A 20,080-nucleotide genomic window follows, 5' to 3' on the forward strand; every position below is an offset into this window, starting at 1 on the left:
AAAGCCCTGCTAGCGATAGCAGGGCTCTTTCATTTCTGCGTTTGGCAATGCAAATCCCCTGTGGGAGCGGGCTTGCTCGCGAAATCGGTGGGTCAGGCAACATCGTCGTTGAATGTGAAGCCGCCTTCGCGAGCAAGCCCGCTCCCACATTAAAGCGTTACTGACGGACCAGGCGGTGGTTCGGCAGTTGAACGGTTTCAGTACTGCGATACGGGTTGATATCCAGCCCGCCACGACGCACATAACGCGCATACACCGTCAGTTTCTCCGGTTTGAGCAACCGCTGCAGGTCAAGGAAGATCCGCTCCACACATTGCTCATGGAAATCCGAATGCTGACGGAAGCTGACGATGTACTCGAGCAGGCTCGCATGATCCAGCGCCGCACCACGGTACTCCACCACCACGCTGCCCCAGTCCGGCTGGCTGGTGACCGGGCAGTTGGACTTGAGCAAATGGCTGTGCACGCACTCCTCGACAATGCGCGAATCATCGCAACGCAGCAGTTCCGGGCGTGGATGCTCGTAGTTGCTGACGCTGATATCCAGCTCGTCGATGCACACGCCCGGCAACGCCACGACGCCTTCGCTCTCGACATCCTTGAGACTGCGAATGCGCACACCCACCGGCTTGCCGGCCGCCGTCGACAAATCCCTCGCCAGCGTTGCCTCAAGGCTCGCGGTATCGGCAAACGGCGTCTGGTTCAGGGAGTTGAGGTACAGCTTGAACGACTTCGACTCGATGATGTTCGGCGAATCCGCCGGAATGCTGAATTCGCCGATCGCCACCACGGGCTTGCCCGACGGCAGCAGCCAGGACAGTTCGAAGCAGTTCCAGAAGTCCACGCCTTTATACGGCAGGGTTTGCGCCGTCAGGCCCAGCTCCGCCCACTTCGCGGTGCGCGGGATCGGGAACAGCAAGGACGGCGTGTAAGTGGCGATGTATTCGCTGGACTTGCCCAGCGGCGAGTGTTCGGCTGCGGGATGCATGGCGGAAACCTGACTGAAGAATCAGCGGATTCTACCAGCCTTTGCTCCCGCCTTTGAGTGCTTACTGACTGACAGTCAGTTTACCGACCATGCCGGCCTGGTAATGGCCGGGGATGTTGCAGGCAAACTCGAGGTTGGTGGCCTTGCTGAAGGTCCAGGTCAGCTCGGCGGTCTGGCCCGGCTCCACCAGCACGCTGTTCGGGTCGTCATGCTTCATGCCGTGATCCATATTGCCGTGATCCATGCCGGCCATGTCGCCGTGGTCCATTGCCTTCATGGCGGTCGGCATCAGCATGCCGCTCTGTTGCATCTGCATCATTTCCTGCTGGTGTCTGGCATGCATCGCTGCATCCCCGAGATTGAACTCATGCAACAACCGGCCTTTATTGATCAGAACGAAGCGCACGGTTTCCCCGGCCTTGATGTCGATGGCCTGCGGCGTGAAGGACATGTCGCCCATGACCACCTCGACACTGCGGGTCGCCTTGGCCGCCGGGGCCGGCTGGCCAAAATCGTAGCTATGCCCGGCGTCCGCCCACACCGGTGAACTCAGCGCCAGCAAACACAGGATTTGCGCCACGGATTTGCGTAAAAACATCGTCGTACTCCAACAAGATAAGGCTCAGCATGCGGAAAACTCTAAACTGCCGGCACTGCCCGCAACCTGACAGCCAGATTACAACTTTGTAAGCTTGACCTGTGCGATCGCTGCCCACGGTATAAAGCGTTCGTACCATTTGCCATGAGTCGCCCATGAAACTGCTGATCGTCGAAGACCAACCGAAAACCGGCCATTACCTGCGCCAGGGCCTGGCCGAGGCCGGGTTCAACACGGAACTGGTGGCCGACGGCAACACCGGCCAGCAATTGGCCCTCAGCGGCGAATATGCCCTGCTGATTCTCGATGTGATGCTGCCCGGTCGCGATGGCTGGCAGATTCTTCAAGCCGTGCGCAGTGCTGGCCTGGACACGCCGGTGCTTTTTCTGACCGCGCGTGACGCCGTGGAGGACAGGGTTCACGGCCTTGAACTGGGCGCCGACGATTATCTGGTCAAGCCGTTTGCCTTTTCCGAGCTGCTGGCGCGAGTGCGCAGCCTGTTGCGTCGCGGTAGCGCCACGCCGCAAGAGACCAGCCTGCAACTGGCCGATTTGCGCCTGGACCTGATCCGTCGCCGGGTCGAACGCAGCGGCCAGCGTATCGATCTCACCGCCAAGGAGTTCGCCCTGCTGGAAATGCTCCTGCGCCGCCAGGGTGAAGTCCTGCCCAAGTCGCTGATTGCGTCCCAGGTCTGGGACATGAATTTCGACAGCGACACCAATGTCATCGAGGTGGCGATCCGTCGCCTGCGCCTGAAGATCGACGATGAATTCCCCAACAAGCTGATCCACACTGTGCGTGGCATGGGTTATGTCCTTGAAGAGCGCCCCGCCTGATGCGCCGTCTGTCCTTGAGCAGCCGGCTGGCGCTGCTGTTTGCGGCATGCACCGCCGTGGTGTCGTTGTTCGCCGGGGTGCTGTTCAGCCGTGCCAGTGAGGCGCATTTCATTGAGCTCGACCAGCAACTGCTGGACGGCAAGTTGATTGGCTTGCGTCGGGCCCTGCACGACTTTCAGTCGAGTGACAGCCAAGTGAAGCTGGTGGAGAAACTAAGCCGACAGGCTGATCTGTCCCTGCGAATCACTGGCAGCGACGGCCGGCGCTGGTATGACAGCGCGACGAACCTTCCGCAGGCATTGCCGAGCCAGCCCGGATTGTCGACGGTGAGCCACGAAGGCACGGATTACCGCGTCCTGAATGCGCCGCTTTTCCCGGACAAACCCGAATCACCGCAACTGACCTTGCTGCTGGACATCACCCACCACCAGCACTTTCTGCAACGCATGCAGCATTTGATCTGGCTGACCGTCGGCCTGTCAGCCCTGGCCACTGCGCTGCTGGGCGCCTGGGCGGCACGCAGCGGCTTGCGCCCGTTGCGGCGGATCAGTGCGGTTGCCAGTGGTGTTTCGGCGCAATCGCTGAACTCGCGGTTGCCCGAAGAAAACATGCCGCCGGAACTGGCGGAAATGGCCCACCATTTCAACGCCATGCTCGGACGCCTCGACGACTCGTTTCAGCGCCTGTCCGCGTTCTCCGCCGACATTGCCCATGAACTGCGCACGCCACTGTCGAACCTGCTGACCCACACCCAGGTCACCCTCACCCGCCCTCGCCCCCTCGAGGACTACCGCGAAGCCCTGCACAGCAACCTCGAAGAACTGCAATGGATGGCGCAACTGGTCAACGACATGCTCTATCTGGCCAAGGCTGACCATGGACTGTTGATCCCCAAACGCGAATCGCTGGAACTGGCGCAAGAGGCAGACCTGCTGCTGGAGTTTTTTGCACCGCTGGCAGAAGACGCCCAGGTCACGCTTAGCCGCGTAGGCCTTGGACACTTGGAAGGTGACCGCAGCATGTTACGACGAGCGCTGTCGAACCTGCTGGACAATGCGCTGCGCTTCACCCCGGCCCAGGGCACGGTACAGGTCAGGATTGACGAGCAGCCCGATTGCCTGAGCCTGCGGGTGGAGAATTCGGGAGCCGGCATTGATCCGCAGTTGCTGCCGCGCTTGTTCGACCGTTTTTACCGGGCTGACCCGGCACGCCGCGAAGGCAGCAGTGAACATGCGGGATTGGGGTTGGCGATCACCCGGTCGATCATCCGCGCCCATGGTGGGCAGATTCGTTGTGAATCGGACAATGGATGGACCAGGTTTGTGATTGAGTTACCAAAAGGAGATTGAGGCCAGCAGTTCCGGCCTCTTCGCGGGCAAGCCCGTTCCCACAGTGTTTTGTGGCGTTCACATAATCTGTGTACGACGCAGATCCCTGTGGGAGCGGGCTTGCCCGCGAAAGCAATCTTGAAGCTTACGAATACCGCAGAGCAGTAGCCGGCTCGATCTTCGCCGCCCGCCATGCCGGGTAAACCGTGGCCAGGAAGCTCATGACGAAGCCCGCCGTGCAGATCAGCGCCACGTCCGCGCCTTGCAGCTCGGACGGCAGGTTGCTGACGAAATACACATCGGAACTGAAGATGTGCTGCCCGCTGACCCGTTCGATCCAGCCCACCATCTCGCTGACGTTCAACGCGGCAATCACGCCCAACACACCGCCAATCAGAGTGCCGACGATGCCGATCACGGTGCCTTGCACCATGAAGATCGCCATGATCTCCCGCGGCGTGGCGCCGATGGTACGCAGGATCGCGATGTCCGCGCCCTTGTCGTTCACCACCATGATCAGGGTCGCGATGATGTTGAACGCCGCCACCGCGACGATCATCAGCAACAGCAGGCCGATCATGGTTTTTTCCATTTTCATTGCACTGAACAGGCTGCCCTGGGTGTGGGTCCAGTCGTCAGCCTTGTAGGCGCCACCCAAGCCTGTAGCGATGTCGCTCGACACTTGTGGCGCGGCATACAGGTCCTTCACCGCCAGGCGCACGCTCTGCACCTGATTCGGCTCCCAGTGCTGCATCTGCGCGGCATCGGCCATGTGGATCAGCGCCATCGTGCCATCCAGTTCGGCGCCGACCTTGAACACGCCGACCACATTCAGGCGTTGCATGCGTGGGGTAATGCCACCCGGTGCATTGCTGACTTCCGGCACGATCAGGGTGATCTTGTCGCCGACGTTCAAGCGGAAGCGGCGCGCCGTGATCTCGCCGATCACCACGCCGAATTCGCCCGGTTTCAGGGCTTCGAGACTGCCCTGGACGATGTGTTTGGCAACGATCGACACCTGGCCTTCCAGCGCCGGGTCGACACCGCTGACCTGGATTGGCTGCATCGTGCCCTTGTAGGAGAGCATGCCTTCCATCTCGGTGAACGGCACTGCCGCCGTCACTTGCGGATTTTTCATCGCCGCCGCTGCCACCGGCTTCCAGTCATCAATCGGGTTGACGCCGACGATGGTGGCGTGAGGCACCATGCCAAGGATGCGCGAGCTCATTTCGCGCTGAAAGCCGTTCATCACCGACAACACCACGATCATCGCCAGCACGCCGAGGGCGAGGCCGATCATCGACGTCATCGAGATGAAGGAAACAAAGCGATTGCGGCGCTTGGCGCGGGTATAGCGCGTGCCGATAAAGATCGATAACGGTCTGAACATTCGCTGGGGCACCGTATAAGAATAAAAGACCCGATGCCCTTTCAGGCACCGGGTTTCAGCCAATCAGATGGGGGTTAGGCAACCTTCCTGCAGGTGCAGGACGCGATCCATCTGGCGGGCCAGGTTCATGTCGTGGGTGACTACCAGGAACGCCGTGCGCATCGAGGTGCTGAGCTCCAGCATCAAGTCCTGGATCCCCTGGGCGGTGTGGGCGTCGAGGTTGCCGGTCGGCTCGTCGAGCATCACCAGGCCCGGTGTGTTCACCAGGGCGCGGGCGATGGCCACACGCTGACGCTCACCACCGGACAATTCGGCCGGCTTGTGCTCCAGGCGATGGCCCAGCCCTACCCGCTCCAGCAACGCCGTGGCCCGTTGACGCGCTTCAGGAATCGCCGTCTTGCCGATCAGCAGCGGCATGCAGACGTTTTCCAGGGCGGTGAATTCCGGCAGCAGGTGGTGGAACTGGTACACGAAGCCGAGGGCGCGATTGCGCAACAGGCCGCGTTTCTTCTCGCTCAGCGCCGACAGTTCTTCACCGTCGAGCCAGACGCTGCCCTTGGTCGGTGTATCGAGGCCGCCCAGCAGATTGAGCAAGGTACTTTTGCCCGAGCCCGACTTGCCGACAATCGCCACACGCTCACCCGGATGCATTTCCAGTTGCAGCCCGGCCAGGACCTCTACCGACTCCGGACCTTCCTCGTAGGATTTGCCCAGGTTGCGGCAACTCAAGATTGCTTTATCACTCATGCCCGACTCACTCATAGCGTAGCGCCTCCGCCGGCTGGGTGCGCGCGGCACGCCAGGCTGGATACAGGGTGGCGAGGAAACTCAGGACCAACGCCGCGGAGCAGACCATCACGACGTCCTGGCTCTGCACCTGCGACGGCAGGTAATCGATGAAATACACGTCGGCGTTGAGGAATTTGTGGCCGATCAGGCCTTCGAGGGCCGAGATCGCGGCACTCACATTCAACGCGGCGAAGATGCCGACCACGGCGCCAATGGCCGTGCCGACCACGCCAATGACGGTGCCCTGCACCATGAACGTGCGCATGATCGTGCCTGGCGTGGCGCCCAGTGTGCGCAGGATCGCGATGTCGCCCTTCTTGTCGTTCACCACCATCACCAGTGTGGAAATGATGTTGAACGCCGCGACGGCAACGATCAGCAGCAGCAACAGGCCGATCATGGCCTTTTCCATGCGGATCGCCTGGTACAGGTTACCGTGGGTGCGGGTCCAGTCCCGGGCGTAGTAACGGTCCTCGCCAAGATCGCGGGCGATGCTCCACGCGGTGCGCGGTGCCTGGAACAGGTCGTCGAACTTCAGGCGCAGGCCCTGGACCTGATCCGGCTTCCAGCGGTGCAGCCGGGCCAGATCCTGCAGGTTGGTGACGCCGAGATAGCCATCGAGCTCACCGGCGCCGACATGGAAAATGCCGACCACGGTAAAGCGCTTCATGCGCGGGAACATCCCGGCCGGGGTCACGGTGACCTCCGGGGCAACGAAGGTCAGCTTGTCGCCGACGGCCGCACCGAGCTTGGCCGCGGCCTTGTCGCCGATGACGATGCCGAACTCACCCGGCACCAGATCGTCGAGTTTTCCCTGGGTCATGAAGTGATCGATGATCGACACCTGGCGCTCTTGCGCCGGGTCGATGGCATTGAGCAGGACTTTCGAGACCTTGCCGTTATTGGTCAGCAAACCCTGCATTTGCGTAAACGGCGCCACGGCCGTCACCTGCGGGTTCTGCCTGACCTTGGCCGCCAGGCCTTGCCAATCGCTGATCGGCTCGCCGGACTCGATGGTCGCGTGGGGCACCATGCCCAGCACGCGGGTGCGCATCTCATGATCGAAGCCGTTCATCACCGACAGCACCACGATCATCACGACCACGCCAAGGGCGAGCCCGATCATCGAAGTCAGGGAAATGAATGACACAAAATGATTGCGACGCTTTGCACGGGTGTAACGCGTGCCGATAAATACGAAGAGAGGTCTGAACATGTCGGGGCTTGTTCGGAGGGAAAAGGAACGTCCTTGTGGCGGGGGTCGATAACCAGCTTTACACTCAGACCACCGCCGCTACCATGGGTTCGCCATGTCGACATTAGATGAAGAAGATCGCCGCGAATACTACCGTATCGAGGATACGATCGCACTGGAAATTCGGCCCCTGTCCGCTACTGAAGCGGCAGGCCAGGAAGTGTTGCAAGATGCTTCCCCGCTCTTCAACCTGCTCAGCGAACTGCACCTGAGCGAATTCGAGTCGCAACACCTGTTGCGCCAGATCAGCGAACGCGACCGGACCATCGCGGCGTTCCTCAAATCCCAGAACAAACGCATCGATTTGCTGAGCCAGGTGATCGCCATCACCGTGCTCGGGCAAATCGGCGAGCCGCAGCCGGTGATCATCTCCGAAGGCGGTATCGACTTTCAGCATCCCTCGCCCATAGCCACCGGCGCACGCCTGTCGGTCAAGCTGGTACTGATGCCGCAAGCCCTGGGCCTGCTGCTGCGCGCTCGCGTCACCCATTGCGACCGCAAGGGCGATGGCTATGACATCGGCACCGAGTTCGAGCACCTGACCGACGCCCAGCGCCAACTGTTGGCCCGCCACATCTTGCAAAAGCAGGCCCAGGAACGACGCCTGGCCCGCGAACAACTCGAATCAGGCAATTAATTTAAGGAAGAACCGTGACCCTCATCTACGGCCATCGCGGCGCCAAGGGCGAAGCACCGGAAAACACCCTGACCAGCTTTCAGGAATGTCTCAAGCACGGCGTGCGTCGTTGCGAACTGGACCTGCACCTGTCCATGGACGGCGAGCTGATGGTCATCCACGACCCGACCCTCAAACGCACTACTGACCGTCGCGGCAAGGTCGTCGAACACACGGCGGCTGAGCTTGTGACCTATGACGCACGCAAGGGTGGCCCGGGCTGGATCAAGCCCTGCCCGATTCCGACGCTGGAAGAACTGTTCGAGAAATGCGACTTCGATCACTGGCAGCTGGAAGTCAAAAGTGCATCACGGATGCGTGCCGCGACCACCGTGCTGGCGATTCGCGAAATGGCCCAGCGTCATGGCCTGATGGACAAGGTGACCATCACCTCCAGTTCCCGTGAAGTGCTCAAGGCTGCGCTGGAGTTGGTGCCGGACGTATCCCGCGGGCTGGTGGCCGAGTATGCCTGGCTCGACCCGCTGAAGGTCGCGGCCAGCTATGGCTGTGATTCTGGCGCTGAACTGGACCCTGTGCACGCCGGAACGCCTGCAAAGGGCGCAGCGTCAGGGGCTGCATGTGTCGGTGTGGACCGTCAACGAGCCTGCGCTGATGCGCAGACTCGCCGACTTCGGCGTTGACAGCCTGATTACAGACTTTCCCGGTTTGGCCACCGCCACGCTCGAGAATTGCTGAAATCGGTCTCCCCGGCCGGAGCCGCTCAAAAGCCGGTTGAGGCCGTCGTACGCCGCTACCCGATAGGCTTCGGCCATGGTCGGGTAGTTGAACGTGGTGTTGACGAAGTACTTGAGTGTGTTCAGTTCGCCCGGCTGGTTCATGATCGCCTGACCGATGTGCACGATCTCCGACGCCTGATAACCGAAGCAGTGAACGCCCAGCACTTCCAGGGTTTCACGGTGGAACAGGATCTTCAGCATGCCTTGCGGCTCGCCGGCGATCTGCGCCCGCGCCATGCTCTTGAAGAACGCCTTGCCCACTTCGTACGGCACCTTGGCCTGGGTCAGCTCCTGCTCGTTCTTGCCGATCGAGCTGATCTCCGGAATGGTGTAGATGCCGGTCGGCACGTCGTTCACAAAGCGCCAGCTACCGTTATCGACGATACTGCCAGCGGCCGAACGGCCCTGGTCGTGGGCGGCACTGGCCAGGCTTGGCCAGCCGATCACGTCACCGGCGCCGTAGATGTTCGGCACGCAGGTGCGGTACGCCTCGTCGACTTCGATCTGGCCACGGCTGTTGACCTTCACGCCGATGTTTTCCAGACCCAACTGATCGGTGTTGCCGGTACGGCCGTTGCACAGAGCAAGGCGTCGGCCTTGATCTTCTTGCCGGACTTGAGGTGCAGGATCACGCCATTGTCCACGCCTTCGACGCGGTCATAGTCTTCGTTATGGCGAACCGTGATGTTGTTGTTGCTGAAGTGATAACTCAGGGCCTGGGAAATTTCCGAATCCAGGAAGCTCAGCAATTGGCCACGGTTGTCCACCAGCTCGACCAGTACACCCAGGCCGCTGAAGATCGAGGCGTATTCGCAACCGATCACGCCGGCGCCGTAAACGATGAGTTTGCGCGGGGTGTGACCGAGGCTGAGGATGGTGTCGCTATCGTAGATACGCGGGTGGTGGAAATCGATGTCCGCCGGGCGATAAGGACGCGAACCGGTAGCGATGATGATGTGCTTGGCCACCAGTTTTCGACCACGCCGTTGGCGCAGACCACTTCGATGGTTTGCTCGTCGGCAAGCTGCCGGTGCCGAAGAACACGTCGACGCGGTTACAGGCGTAGTAGCCGGTGCGCGAAGCGACTTGCTTGGAGATGACCTTCTCGGCGCTTTTCAGCACGTCCGGGAACGAGAACCAGCGCGGCTCACCAATGGCCCGGAACATCGGGTTGGTGTTGAACTGCATGATCTGCCGCACCGAGTGACGCAGTGCCTTGGACGGGATGGTGCCCAAGTGAGTGCAGTTGCCGCCGACCTGGCGACGGCTGTCGACCATCGCCACCTTGCGCCCTGCCTTGGCGGCGTTCATTGCCGCGCCTTCCCCGCCGGGCGGAACCCAACACCACCACGTCGTAGTTGTAGACAGCCATGCGTACTCCTCAGAACAGGCCGCGGCACCTCGGCACCTGCGGCTAAATCACGCCAATCTGTGGCATGAAGGAACAATTTGGGGCCTGTGCAGAACCCGGACACAGTCTATAGAAGCGTCAACGCCGCGCACATTAACCCTTGGTCGCGTCGTAGGCTACTTTTGCCTGCACTACAACGCCAGTTTTCAATGCTCGAATCGCCACAATCACTTGGCTTTTTCGCCACTGAGGCGCTCAAAAGCGTGACTGCTGCGTGTGACGAAACCTGTATCGGCACGAATCACAAAAAATGCACCGATATCGTGCTTTTCTGCGTAGTCCCAACCGCGCTCCGGACCGAGAATCAGCAACAGCGTCGATAAGCCATCGGCCATCAACGCCGAAGGATGAATGACCGTGACGGACGCCAGGCCATGTGAGACCGGCGCACCGGTACGCGCATCGAAGGTGTGGGAAAAACGCCGACCGCCCTGCTCGAAGTAATTCCGGTAGTCGCCGGAGGTAGATAGGCCATAACCGTCGACAAGCATGACGCGCTCGGCCACTTGCCGGTCATCCCGAGGCTCTTCCAGGGCGATGCGCCATGGCGAACCGTCGGCCTTCCTGCCGGACGCTTTGAGCTCCCCCGTCGCTTCGGCGAGATAATCGTGAATGCCCATCGCCTCGAGTCTTGCGGCAATCCTGTCCACCGCATAACCGGCGGCGATACTGTTGAAATCGACCTCGACAGCGGCGTCCTTGCACAACTGGTCGCCATCGATGCGCAAGTGCTCGTGGCCGACGCGCTTGCGGACTTCGGCGAGCGCTTCGGCGGTCGGGACTTTTTCCTCACGGGCCTGCGGGCCAAATCCCCAGAGGTTCAGCAACGGCTCCACCGTCAGATCGTAGGAACCGTCGCTTTGCACCGACAGTTGCTCGCCCACGCGGACCAGTTCGAGGATTGACGCCGGCATTGCCTGACAGCGATTGGCCGGCAATGCATTGAAGCGCTCGATGTCCGAGTCGCTACGGTAGGTCGACATTTGCCGGTCGACGTCAGCAAGGATCTGCTCGACCTGAACGCGGACTTCGTCCGGCGCCGCAAGGCCGGCATGGCGCACATACTTGATCGACCAGGTGCTGCCCATGGTCGGGCCGCCGAAGCTTTCCAGAGTGTCGCCGCTGCCGCAGCCTGATAGTGCGCCGAGCAGCAAAAATGCCACCCCCTGCCACCTGATCAACAATTCCCGAGCTCCCCAATACATCCCCTGACACGCCGCCAGGGCCAGCCATTATGCGATAGAACTGTGGGAGCGGGCTTGCTCGCGAAGAGGCCATCACATTCAGCATTGATAGCTCCCTCAGACCGCTATCGCGAGCAGGCTCGCTCCCACATTGGATGGCTGGTGTGATCAGTACCATGCAAACACCACCAAACCCTGTGGGAGCGAGCCTGCTCGCGATGAGGTCGGCACAGGCAACATATTCCCAACTGACAACCGCACAAACAAAAACGCCCCGACCAGGGTCGGGGCGTTTTCATGTGCAGCTAAGGCTTAGCGCGGGAATGCTGGCGGGTTTACACCGGCCATGTCTTCCATCACGCGAACCACCTGGCAGCTGTAACCGAATTCGTTGTCGTACCAAACGTACAGAACAACGCGGTTATCCTGGGTGATGGTCGCTTCAGCGTCCACTACGCCTGCGTGACGCGAGCCAACGAAGTCAGTGGAAACCACTTCCTGGGAGCTCACGTAGTCGATCTGCTTGTGCAGTTCCGAGTGCATGGCCATCTGGCGCAGGTACTCGTTGATCTCTTCGCGAGTGGTGGCCTTTTCCAGGTTCAGGTTCAGGATGGCCATCGACACGTTCGGCGTAGGAACGCGAATCGCGTTGCCGGTCAGCTTGCCCTTGAGCACTGGCAGCGCCTTGGCGGCTGCGGTGGCGGCACCGGTCTCGGTGATGACCATGTTCAGCGGCGCGGCGCGGCCACGACGGCTGCCCTTGTGGAAGTTGTCGATCAGGTTCTGGTCGTTGGTGAACGAGTGAACGGTTTCGACGTGGCCGTTGACGATGCCGTACTTGTCGTTGACTGCCTTGAGCACCGGCACGATGGCGTTGGTGGTGCAGGAAGCCGCCGAGATGATCTTGTCGTCAGGGCTGATGTCGCCATGGTTGATGCCGTGAACGATGTTCTTCAGCGCGCCTTTGCCAGGTGCGGTGAGGATCACGCGGGCAGCGCCCGGGCAGGCCAGGTGCTGGCCCAGGCCGTCGGCGTCACGCCACACACCGGTGTTGTCGACGATCAGGGCGTTTTCGATGCCGTACTGGGTGTAGTCGACTTCGGCCGGGCTCTTGGCGTAGATAACCTGGATCAGGTTGCCGTTGGCGGTGATGGTGTTGTTGGCTTCATCGCTGGTGATGGTGCCATCGAACGGACCATGGACCGAGTCACGACGCAGCAGGCTGGCGCGCTTGACCAGGTCGTTCTCGGCACCCTTGCGCACAACGATGGCGCGCAGGCGCAGGCCGTCGCCACCACCGGTTTTCTCGATCAGGATGCGCGCCAGCAGACGGCCGATACGACCGAAGCCGTACAGGACAACGTCGGTGCCTTTGCGGGCGGAAGCGTTCTGCTGGCCAACCACGTCGGCCAGTTCTTCACGGACGAACTGCTCGGCACTACGGCCATTGGCTTCGGCCTTGAATTTGCCCGCCAGCTTGCCCAGGTCTACCGAGGCGGCGCCGAGCTTGAGCTCGCTCATCGCTTTGAGCAGCGGGAATGTTTCGTGGACGGAGAGTTCGGTTTCGTCGGTCTGGCGATGACGGGCAAAGCGGTGTGCTTTGAGGATCGAAATCACCGAGCGGTTGATCAGGCTGCGGCCATAGATCGAGCTCACCACGTTATTATTGCGGTAGAGCTGACCGATAAGCGGAATCATCGCTTCTGCGAGTGCTTCACGGTCGATCCATTCACCAAGACACTGGTCGGGCTTCTGAGTCACGGGAACCTTCCACATGTAGGGGCAGAAAAAAGGGGCTACATTATGCCGCCGAGTGACAGCGGTAGCAATGCGCGCCCGTCGTGCTTTTCGTAACAAATCGTCGTTCAAAAAAATTACACCTCGCTCCAGCCCAATAAAACCGGGGCTTGCAGCACAGTCAATTTTTTGGAGTCAAAATCTCCTTATCCGTAACCCTCCGTAACACTCGTTGTTTTTGCCACTACATATTCAATAATTCTAGGTAAAAAAGCGCAGAATTTTGTCTTTACCACTACATTTCGCCAAACCCGTGCTTTAGACACAGTCAGCAACTGACAGGCGGCACCGTAGACCGCTACAATTACCGACTTTGTCGCAACGCTTGGAGCTCAACCTTCCGTGCCCGTTCTGCGTCTACCGCTTCTCCCTGCCGCGGCAGGTAAACAGCACTGGGGCAACCTGCCCGGTGCCGCCCTGAGCCTGGCCATTGCCGAGGCCGCCAGCGCTGCCAAGCGCTTTACCCTGCTGCTGACCGCCGACAGCCAAAGTGCCGAACGGCTGGAACAGGAGCTGGGTTTCTTCGCCCCGGATTTGCCCGTATTGCACTTTCCCGACTGGGAAACCCTGCCCTACGACCTGTTCTCACCGCACCAGGACATCATTTCCCAGCGCATCGCCAGCCTGTATCGGCTGCCGGAACTGAGCCATGGCGTACTGGTGGTGCCGATCACGACCGCCCTGCATCGCCTGGCACCGACCAGGTTCCTGCTCGGCAGCAGCCTGGTGCTGGACATCGGTCAGAAGCTCGACGTCGAGCAGATGCGCGCCCGGCTTGAAGCCACGGGGTATCGCTACGTCGATACGGTGTATGAACACGGCGAGTTCACCGTTCGTGGCTCGCTGATCGACCTGTTCCCGATGGGCAGCAAGCTGCCGTATCGCATCGATCTGTTCGACGACGAAATCGAAACCCTGCGCACCTTCGACCCGGAGAACCAGCGCTCCATCGACAAAGTCGACTCGGTCAAATTGTTGCCGGCCAAGGAGTTCCCGCTACAGAAAGAAGCGGTCACCCGTTTCAAGGCGCGCTTCCGCGAGCGATTTGACGTCGACTTCCGCCGCTGCCCGATCTTCCAGGACTTGAGCAGCGGGATTACGCCAGCCGGCATCGAGTACTACCTGCCGCTGTTTTTCGAAGAAACCTCGACGCTGTTCGATTACCTGCCCCAGGACACGCAAGTGTTTTCCCTGCCGGGCATCGAGCAAGCCGCGGAAAACTTCTGGAACGACGTGCGCAATCGCTATGAAGAACGCCGCGTCGACCCGTCCCGCCCTTTATTACCGCCGGACGAGTTGTTCCTGCCGGTAGAGGACTGCTTTGCCCGCCTCAAAAGCTGGCCGCGCGTGGTCGCCAGTCAGCAGGACGTGGAACCTGGCGTCGGCCGCGAACGTTTCCCGGCGCAGCCGCTGCCGAACCTGGCCATCGAAGCCAAGGCCACACAGCCGATGGCGGCATTGGCAGAGTTCCTCGACCAGTTCCCCGGTCGCGTGCTGTTTACCGCCGAATCGGCGGGCCGCCGCGAAGTGCTGCTGGAACTGCTGGAACGCCTGAAGCTGCGACCGAAAACCGTCGACAGCTGGCCGGACTTTGTCGCCGGCAAGGAGCGCCTGGCCATCACCATCGCGCCACTCGATGAAGGCCTGCAGCTCGACGACCCGGCCCTGGCCCTGGTTGCCGAAAGCCCGTTGTTCGGCCAGCGCGTGATGCAGCGTCGGCGCCGCGAAAAGCGCGCCGATGCCAACAACGATGCCGTCATCAAGAACCTCACCGAGCTGCGCGAAGGTGCGCCGGTGGTGCATATCGACCACGGTGTCGGCCGCTACCTGGGCCTGGCGACCCTGGAAATCGACAACCAGACCGCTGAATTCCTCGCCCTGGAATACGCCGAAGGCGCCAAGCTGTATGTGCCGGTGGCCAACCTGCACCTGATCGCCCGCTACACCGGCAGCGACGATGCCCTGGCCCCGTTGCACCGCCTCGGCTCCGAGACCTGGCAGAAAGCCAAGCGCAAGGCCGCCGAACAGGTGCGCGACGTGGCCGCCGAGTTGCTCGACATCTATGCACGCCGCGCAGCCCGTGAAGGCTACGCCTTCGCCGATCCGAAAGCCGACTACGCCACCTTCAGCGCCGGCTTCCCGTTCGAAGAAACCCCGGACCAGCAAACCACTATCGAAGCAGTGCGCGACGACATGCTCGCGCCCAAGCCAATGGATCGCCTGGTGTGCGGCGACGTCGGCTTCGGCAAGACTGAAGTGGCGATGCGTGCCGCGTTCATTGCCGTACATGGCGGCAGGCAAGTGGCGATCCTGGTGCCGACCACCCTGCTCGCCCAGCAGCACTACAACAGCTTCCGCGACCGCTTCGCCGACTGGCCGGTGACCGTGGAGGTGATGAGCCGCTTCAAGTCGGCCAAGGAAGTGAACGCGGCGGTCGCAGACCTGGCCGAAGGCAAGATCGACATCGTCATCGGCACTCACAAGCTGCTGCAGGACGACGTCAAAATCAAAAACCTGGGCCTTGTGATCATCGACGAGGAACACCGTTTCGGCGTGCGCCAGAAAGAACAGCTCAAGGCGCTGCGCAGCGAAGTCGACATCCTGACCCTGACCGCCACGCCGATTCCGCGCACGCTGAACATGGCGGTGTCGGGCATGCGCGACCTGTCGATCATCGCCACACCGCCGGCCCGTCGCCTGTCGGTACGCACCTTCGTCATGGAGCAGAACAAGAGCACGGTCAAAGAGGCCTTGCTGCGTGAATTGCTGCGTGGCGGTCAGGTCTATTACCTGCACAACGACGTGAAGACCATCGAGAAATGCGCCGCCGACCTCGCCGAACTGGTACCGGAAGCACGAATCGGCATCGGTCACGGGCAGATGCGCGAACGCGAACTCGAACAGGTGATGAGCGACTTCTACCACAAGCGCTTCAACGTGCTGATCGCCTCGACCATCATCGAGACCGGCATCGACGTACCGAGTGCCAACACCATCATCATCGAGCGTGCCGACAAGTTCGGCCTGGCACAGTTGCACCAGTTGCGCGGCCGGGTCGGACGCAGCCACCACCAGGCGTATGCCTACCTGCTGACACCACCGCGCCAGCAAATCACCCCGGACGCGGAAAAGCGCCTGGAAGCGATTGCCAACACCCAGGACCTCGGCGCGGGCTTCGTGCTCGCCACCAACGACCTGGAAATCCGTGGCGCCGGCGAACTGCTCGGTGACGGCCAGAGCGGGCAGATCCAGGCTGTCGGTTTCACGCTGTACATGGAAATGCTCGAGCGCGCAGTGAAGTCGATCCGCAAGGGCGAGCAGCCAAACCTCGATCAACCGCTGGGCGGCGGCCCGGAAGTCAACTTGCGGGTACCGGCGCTGATTCCGGAAGACTACCTGCCGGATGTCCACGCCCGCCTGATTCTCTACAAGCGCATTGCCTCGGCCACCGATGAAGACGGCCTCAAGGATTTGCAGGTGGAGATGATCGATCGTTTCGGCCTGTTGCCGGAACCGACCAAGAACCTGATCCGCATCACGGCGTTGAAATTGCAGGCCGAGCAACTGGGCATCAAGAAAGTCGATGGCGGCCCCCAGGGCGGTCGCGTCGAGTTCGCCGCACAGACGCCGGTCGACCCGCTGACCCTGATCAAGCTGATCCAGAGCCAGCCAAAACGCTACAAATTCGAAGGCGCCACGATGTTCAAGTTCATGGTTCCGATGGAGCGCCCGGAAGAGCGCTTTAATACTGTAGAGGCGCTTTTCGAGCGCCTCGTTCCGACAACTGCTTGAAGGACGCCGCATGCGCCTGTTTCGCTCACTGACCTTGCTGACCCTGTTGATGCCGGCACTGGTTGCACCCACGGCATTTGCCGATGACCTGTATCAGGTCGAAATGATTCTGGTCCGTCAAAACGCCGTGCCGGCGATTGTCAGCCGCGCTGCGCCGGAAGACTGGGCGGCTGGCGCCCAACCCGTCAGCCCCGGCAGCCTGCGTACACCGAGCCTGAATGGCGAGGTCGAAAAACTCACCAGCAGTGCCGATTACACGGTGTTGCTGCACAAGGCCTGGCAACAGACCCTCGGCGAAGCGGCCAGCAAAGTGGCGATCAGCGATGGCAAGGAACAATATGGTCAGTTCCCGATCGAGGGCACGCTGAACATGAAGCTGGGACGCTTTACCGATGTCGACGCCGATTTCTGGGTCAATCAGATCGATGCCAATGGCATGGTGACCGCCAGCGAGCGCTTGAAACAGGAAAGCCACACCAAGAACGGCCAGCTGAACTTCCTCGACAACGGCCACCTCGGCCTGCTGATCAAGATCACCTCGCTGACCGCCCCTGCACCTCGGCCAGTCCCCGAAGAAATTCCGGACTGATTGAGTCCTTATGCCTGCGACCCTGAGCAAACCCCTGGCACCTTCCTGGGTCAGCCGATTCAAGGAACAGAGCCTGGAGCGTGGCCGCCGCTACGCGCTGGAGAATCGTGTCAGGATCGTTGAAGCCGGCGATGCCACGATCATCGCCGCTTGCGAAGGCTCTGGCGGTAACGTTTACCGTCAGACCATTCGCCTGCGCGAGTCAGCCAAGGGCACCCTGCTGATGGTCGACGCCACATGCTCCTGCCCGGTCCACAACAACTGCAAACATTGCGCGGCGGTGCTCCTGCAAGTGCAGGAAACCCTCGACTACCCCGCCGCCGCCAAAGACGCTGAACTCCTGGAAAAACTCCAGGCCGTCCTGGAAAACCGCAACCCGAAAGCCCCGCCACAAGTGCTGGTGGACAATGTGCAACCCGTTCCGCGCCTGTGGCTCGCAAGCATCGAGTTCAGTGCGTTCGAACCGCGCAACGGTCGAATGCAGCGCTACATTCAGCATCGCGCGGCGCTGTCTTTCAGTTATCTGGACGAATACGTTTCCGGTCAGAAAAACGCCGACATCCTGATTCGTCAGGAAACCCAGACGCTGCGGATAAAACGCCACCCGGAAGTGGAACAGTCCTACCGGGAACAGCTGCGCATCCTCGGCTTCAAAGTGGCCACCCGGCAAAGCAAGGCGTTGCCGGAAAGTGCCGGCGAGCTGTTCGAGATGGTCAATGACAGCGCCTGGCTGACCTTTACCCTCAATGAACTGCCGAAGCTGCGCACCCAGGGCTGGGAATTGCAGATCGACGAGGACTTCGGTTTTGACCTGACAGCGGTAGACGACTGGTACGCCACGGTCGAACAGGTACCGGAGCGCGACTGGTTCGACCTGGAACTGGGGATCATCGTCAATGGCGAACGCCTGAGCCTGTTGCCGATCCTGCTCAACCTGATGCGCTCCCACACCGAAATCCTCAACCCGGAACGCCTGGCCCGACGACGCGACGACGAGCTGATCCTGGTCAACATCCCCAATCGCCCGAACTCCGAATACGGCCCGCTGCAGGTCGCCCTGCCCTTCGGCCGCTTGAAGCCGGTGCTGGCAACCCTCGGCGAGTTCTACCTGCAGGAGCCTGGCGAAACCACGCTGCGCCTGAGCAAGGCCGATGCCACGCGCCTGAACCCGCTGGAAGACATGCCACTGCTCTGGGAGGGTGGAGAACAGATCCGCACCTTTGCCCAGCGCCTGCGCGACATCAAGGACCACACGGCCGCCGCCCCGGACGGCCTGAATGCGACGCTGCGTCCTTATCAGCTCGAAGGCTTGAGCTGGATGCAATCACTGCGGCAGCTGGAAGTGGGTGGCATTCTCGCGGACGACATGGGCCTGGGCAAAACCCTGCAGACACTGGCGCACGTCCTGAGCGAGAAAAACGCCGGACGCCTCGATCGGCCGTGCATGGTCGTGATGCCGACCAGCCTGATCCCCAACTGGCTCGACGAAGCGGCGCACTTTACGCCGCAGCTCAAAGTACTGGCGCTATACGGTGCCAGTCGCAAGAAGCACTTCGACAAGCTGGCTGATTACGATCTGATCCTGACCACCTATGCGCTGCTGCCCAAGGATGTCGAACGCCTCGCGGCGCAGCCCTTGCACATACTGGTGCTGGATGAAGCGCAATACATCAAGAATCCCGGCAGCAAGGCCGCCCAGGCTGCCCGCGAGCTCAATGCCCGGCAGCGCCTGTGCCTGAGCGGCACACCGCTGGAAAACCATCTGGGTGAACTGTGGTCGCTGTTTCACTTCCTCCTGCCCGGCTGGCTGGGCGACGTCAAAAGCTTCAACCGCGATTACCGCGTGCCGATTGAAAAACGCACCAGCGAGGTCAGGCTTCAGCACCTCAACGGCCGGATCAAGCCGTTCCTGCTGCGCCGCACCAAGGAACAGGTGGCCACCGAGTTGCCACCGAAAACCGAAATCATCCACTGGGTCGAGCTCAACGAGGCCCAACGCGATGTCTACGAAACCATGCGCCTGGCCATGGACAAGAAAGTCCGCGACGAGATCACCCGCAAAGGCGTGGCCCGCAGCCAGATCATCATTCTGGAAGCGCTGCTCAAGCTGCGTCAGGTGTGCTGCGATTTGCGCCTGGTGAACGAGGCGACCCTGCCAGGCCGTGGCAGCACGTCAGGCAAGCTCGACAGCCTGATGGAAATGCTCGAGGAACTGTTCGAGGAAGGTCGACGAATCCTGCTGTTCTCCCAGTTCACTTCAATGCTGTCGCTGATCGAAGACGAACTGAACAAACGCGGCGTGGCCTACGCCCTGCTGACCGGCCAGACCCGTGACCGCCGCACACCCGTGAAGGATTTCCAGAGCGGCAAGCGTCAGATTTTTCTGATCAGCCTCAAGGCCGGTGGCGTGGGCCTGAACCTGACCGAAGCGGACACGGTGATTCATTACGACCCGTGGTGGAACCCGGCAACGGAAAACCAGGCGACCGACCGGGCGTATCGCATCGGCCAGGAAAAGCCGGTGTTCGTTTACAAAATGATTGCCCGCGGCACGGTGGAAGAAAAGATTCAGCACCTGCAAAGGAAAAATCCGACCTCGCGGCCGGCGTGCTGGATGGGCGCAAGGCCGGGGACTGGAAACTGCAGAATGATGATATCGAGGCTTTGTTTGCGCCGCTGCCGAAAAACCTCGAAAACGTTGAGATGTGTG

12 protein-coding genes and 3 pseudogenes are annotated in these 20,080 nt (G+C 61.0%); 7 read left to right on the forward strand and 8 right to left on the reverse strand.

Annotated features, from left to right (window positions below; translation table 11 throughout):
• Positions 1–157: 157 nt before the first annotated feature.
• Together queF and RS887_RS01270 are read right to left on the reverse strand one after the other, a co-directional pair.
• Positions 158–988, reverse strand: a complete 831-nt coding sequence (queF, locus tag RS887_RS01265) for an NADPH-dependent 7-cyano-7-deazaguanine reductase QueF (RefSeq protein WP_322614095.1) — start codon at positions 986–988, stop codon at positions 158–160.
• Between the two features lie 61 nt (positions 989–1,049).
• The gene (locus RS887_RS01270; protein ID WP_322614096.1) at positions 1,050–1,586 is read right to left on the reverse strand and encodes a cupredoxin family protein; all 537 of its coding nucleotides are present in this window, start codon (positions 1,584–1,586) and stop codon (positions 1,050–1,052) included.
• A gap of 155 nt (positions 1,587–1,741) precedes the next feature.
• Between RS887_RS01270 and RS887_RS01275 the strand changes: the two genes are divergently transcribed.
• Together RS887_RS01275 and RS887_RS01280 are read left to right on the forward strand one after the other, a co-directional pair.
• Entirely contained in the window at positions 1,742–2,422 is a 681-nt protein-coding gene (locus tag RS887_RS01275; protein WP_007995297.1) for a heavy metal response regulator transcription factor, read from the forward strand.
• Entirely contained in the window at positions 2,422–3,771 is a 1,350-nt protein-coding gene (locus RS887_RS01280; protein WP_322614097.1) for a heavy metal sensor histidine kinase, read from the forward strand. The genes RS887_RS01275 and RS887_RS01280 overlap by 1 nt, the downstream gene beginning before the upstream one ends.
• Before the next feature lie 124 nt (positions 3,772–3,895).
• On the opposite strand, the gene RS887_RS01285 is transcribed toward RS887_RS01280, so the two are convergent.
• The 3 genes from RS887_RS01285 to RS887_RS01295 form a co-directional block, all read right to left on the reverse strand.
• A complete protein-coding gene (locus RS887_RS01285; protein ID WP_322614098.1) occupies positions 3,896–5,140 on the reverse strand; it encodes a lipoprotein-releasing ABC transporter permease subunit in 1,245 nt (414 codons plus the stop codon).
• Between the two features lie 63 nt (positions 5,141–5,203).
• A complete protein-coding gene (gene lolD, locus RS887_RS01290) occupies positions 5,204–5,887 on the reverse strand; it encodes a lipoprotein-releasing ABC transporter ATP-binding protein LolD (protein ID WP_177323586.1) in 684 nt (227 codons plus the stop codon).
• 7 nt (positions 5,888–5,894) lie between these two features.
• Complete coding sequence (locus RS887_RS01295) at positions 5,895–7,145, reverse strand: lipoprotein-releasing ABC transporter permease subunit (RefSeq protein ID WP_322614099.1); 1,251 nt, start codon at positions 7,143–7,145, stop codon at positions 5,895–5,897.
• Positions 7,146–7,239: 94 nt separating this feature from the next.
• Here RS887_RS01295 and RS887_RS01300 point away from each other — a divergent pair, with 94 nt between their 5' ends.
• Together RS887_RS01300 and RS887_RS01305 are read left to right on the forward strand one after the other, a co-directional pair.
• On the forward strand, positions 7,240–7,821 hold the full coding sequence (locus RS887_RS01300; RefSeq protein ID WP_322614100.1) for a PilZ domain-containing protein: 582 nt from the start codon (positions 7,240–7,242) through the stop codon (positions 7,819–7,821).
• A 14-nt stretch (positions 7,822–7,835) separates the two neighbouring features.
• Positions 7,836–8,556: pseudogene (locus tag RS887_RS01305) on the forward strand (glycerophosphodiester phosphodiesterase).
• Positions 8,557–8,585: 29 nt separating this feature from the next.
• On the opposite strand, the pseudogene sthA reads toward RS887_RS01305, so the two are convergent.
• The 3 genes and pseudogenes from sthA to RS887_RS01320 form a co-directional block, all read right to left on the reverse strand.
• A pseudogene (sthA, locus tag RS887_RS01310) lies at positions 8,586–9,969 on the reverse strand (Si-specific NAD(P)(+) transhydrogenase); the annotation flags it as partial.
• 206 nt (positions 9,970–10,175) lie between these two features.
• Positions 10,176–11,213: an FAD:protein FMN transferase gene (locus tag RS887_RS01315; protein ID WP_322614101.1), complete on the reverse strand. Its 1,038-nt coding sequence runs from the start codon at positions 11,211–11,213 to the stop codon at positions 10,176–10,178.
• 291 nt (positions 11,214–11,504) lie between these two features.
• Positions 11,505–12,968 carry a glyceraldehyde-3-phosphate dehydrogenase gene (locus tag RS887_RS01320; RefSeq protein ID WP_322614102.1) on the reverse strand — a complete coding sequence of 488 codons (1,464 nt, stop codon included), beginning with the start codon at positions 12,966–12,968 and terminating at the stop codon, positions 11,505–11,507.
• Between the two features lie 363 nt (positions 12,969–13,331).
• On the opposite strand from RS887_RS01320, the gene mfd reads away from it, so the two are divergent.
• The 3 genes and pseudogenes from mfd to RS887_RS01335 all read left to right on the forward strand — a co-directional run.
• Positions 13,332–16,781, forward strand: a complete 3,450-nt coding sequence (mfd, locus tag RS887_RS01325; RefSeq protein ID WP_322614103.1) for a transcription-repair coupling factor — start codon at positions 13,332–13,334, stop codon at positions 16,779–16,781.
• A 10-nt stretch (positions 16,782–16,791) separates the two neighbouring features.
• Positions 16,792–17,370, forward strand: coding sequence for a CsiV family protein (locus tag RS887_RS01330; protein ID WP_322614104.1), 579 nt, complete (start codon positions 16,792–16,794; stop codon positions 17,368–17,370).
• Between the two features lie 10 nt (positions 17,371–17,380).
• Positions 17,381–20,064, forward strand: a pseudogene (locus RS887_RS01335) (SNF2-related protein); the annotation flags it as partial.
• Positions 20,065–20,080: the final 16 nt, after the last annotated feature.

Source organism: Pseudomonas sp. BIC9C (genome assembly GCF_034541995.1).
In the GTDB taxonomy this organism is placed as follows: domain Bacteria; phylum Pseudomonadota; class Gammaproteobacteria; order Pseudomonadales; family Pseudomonadaceae; genus Aquipseudomonas; species Aquipseudomonas fluorescens_CC.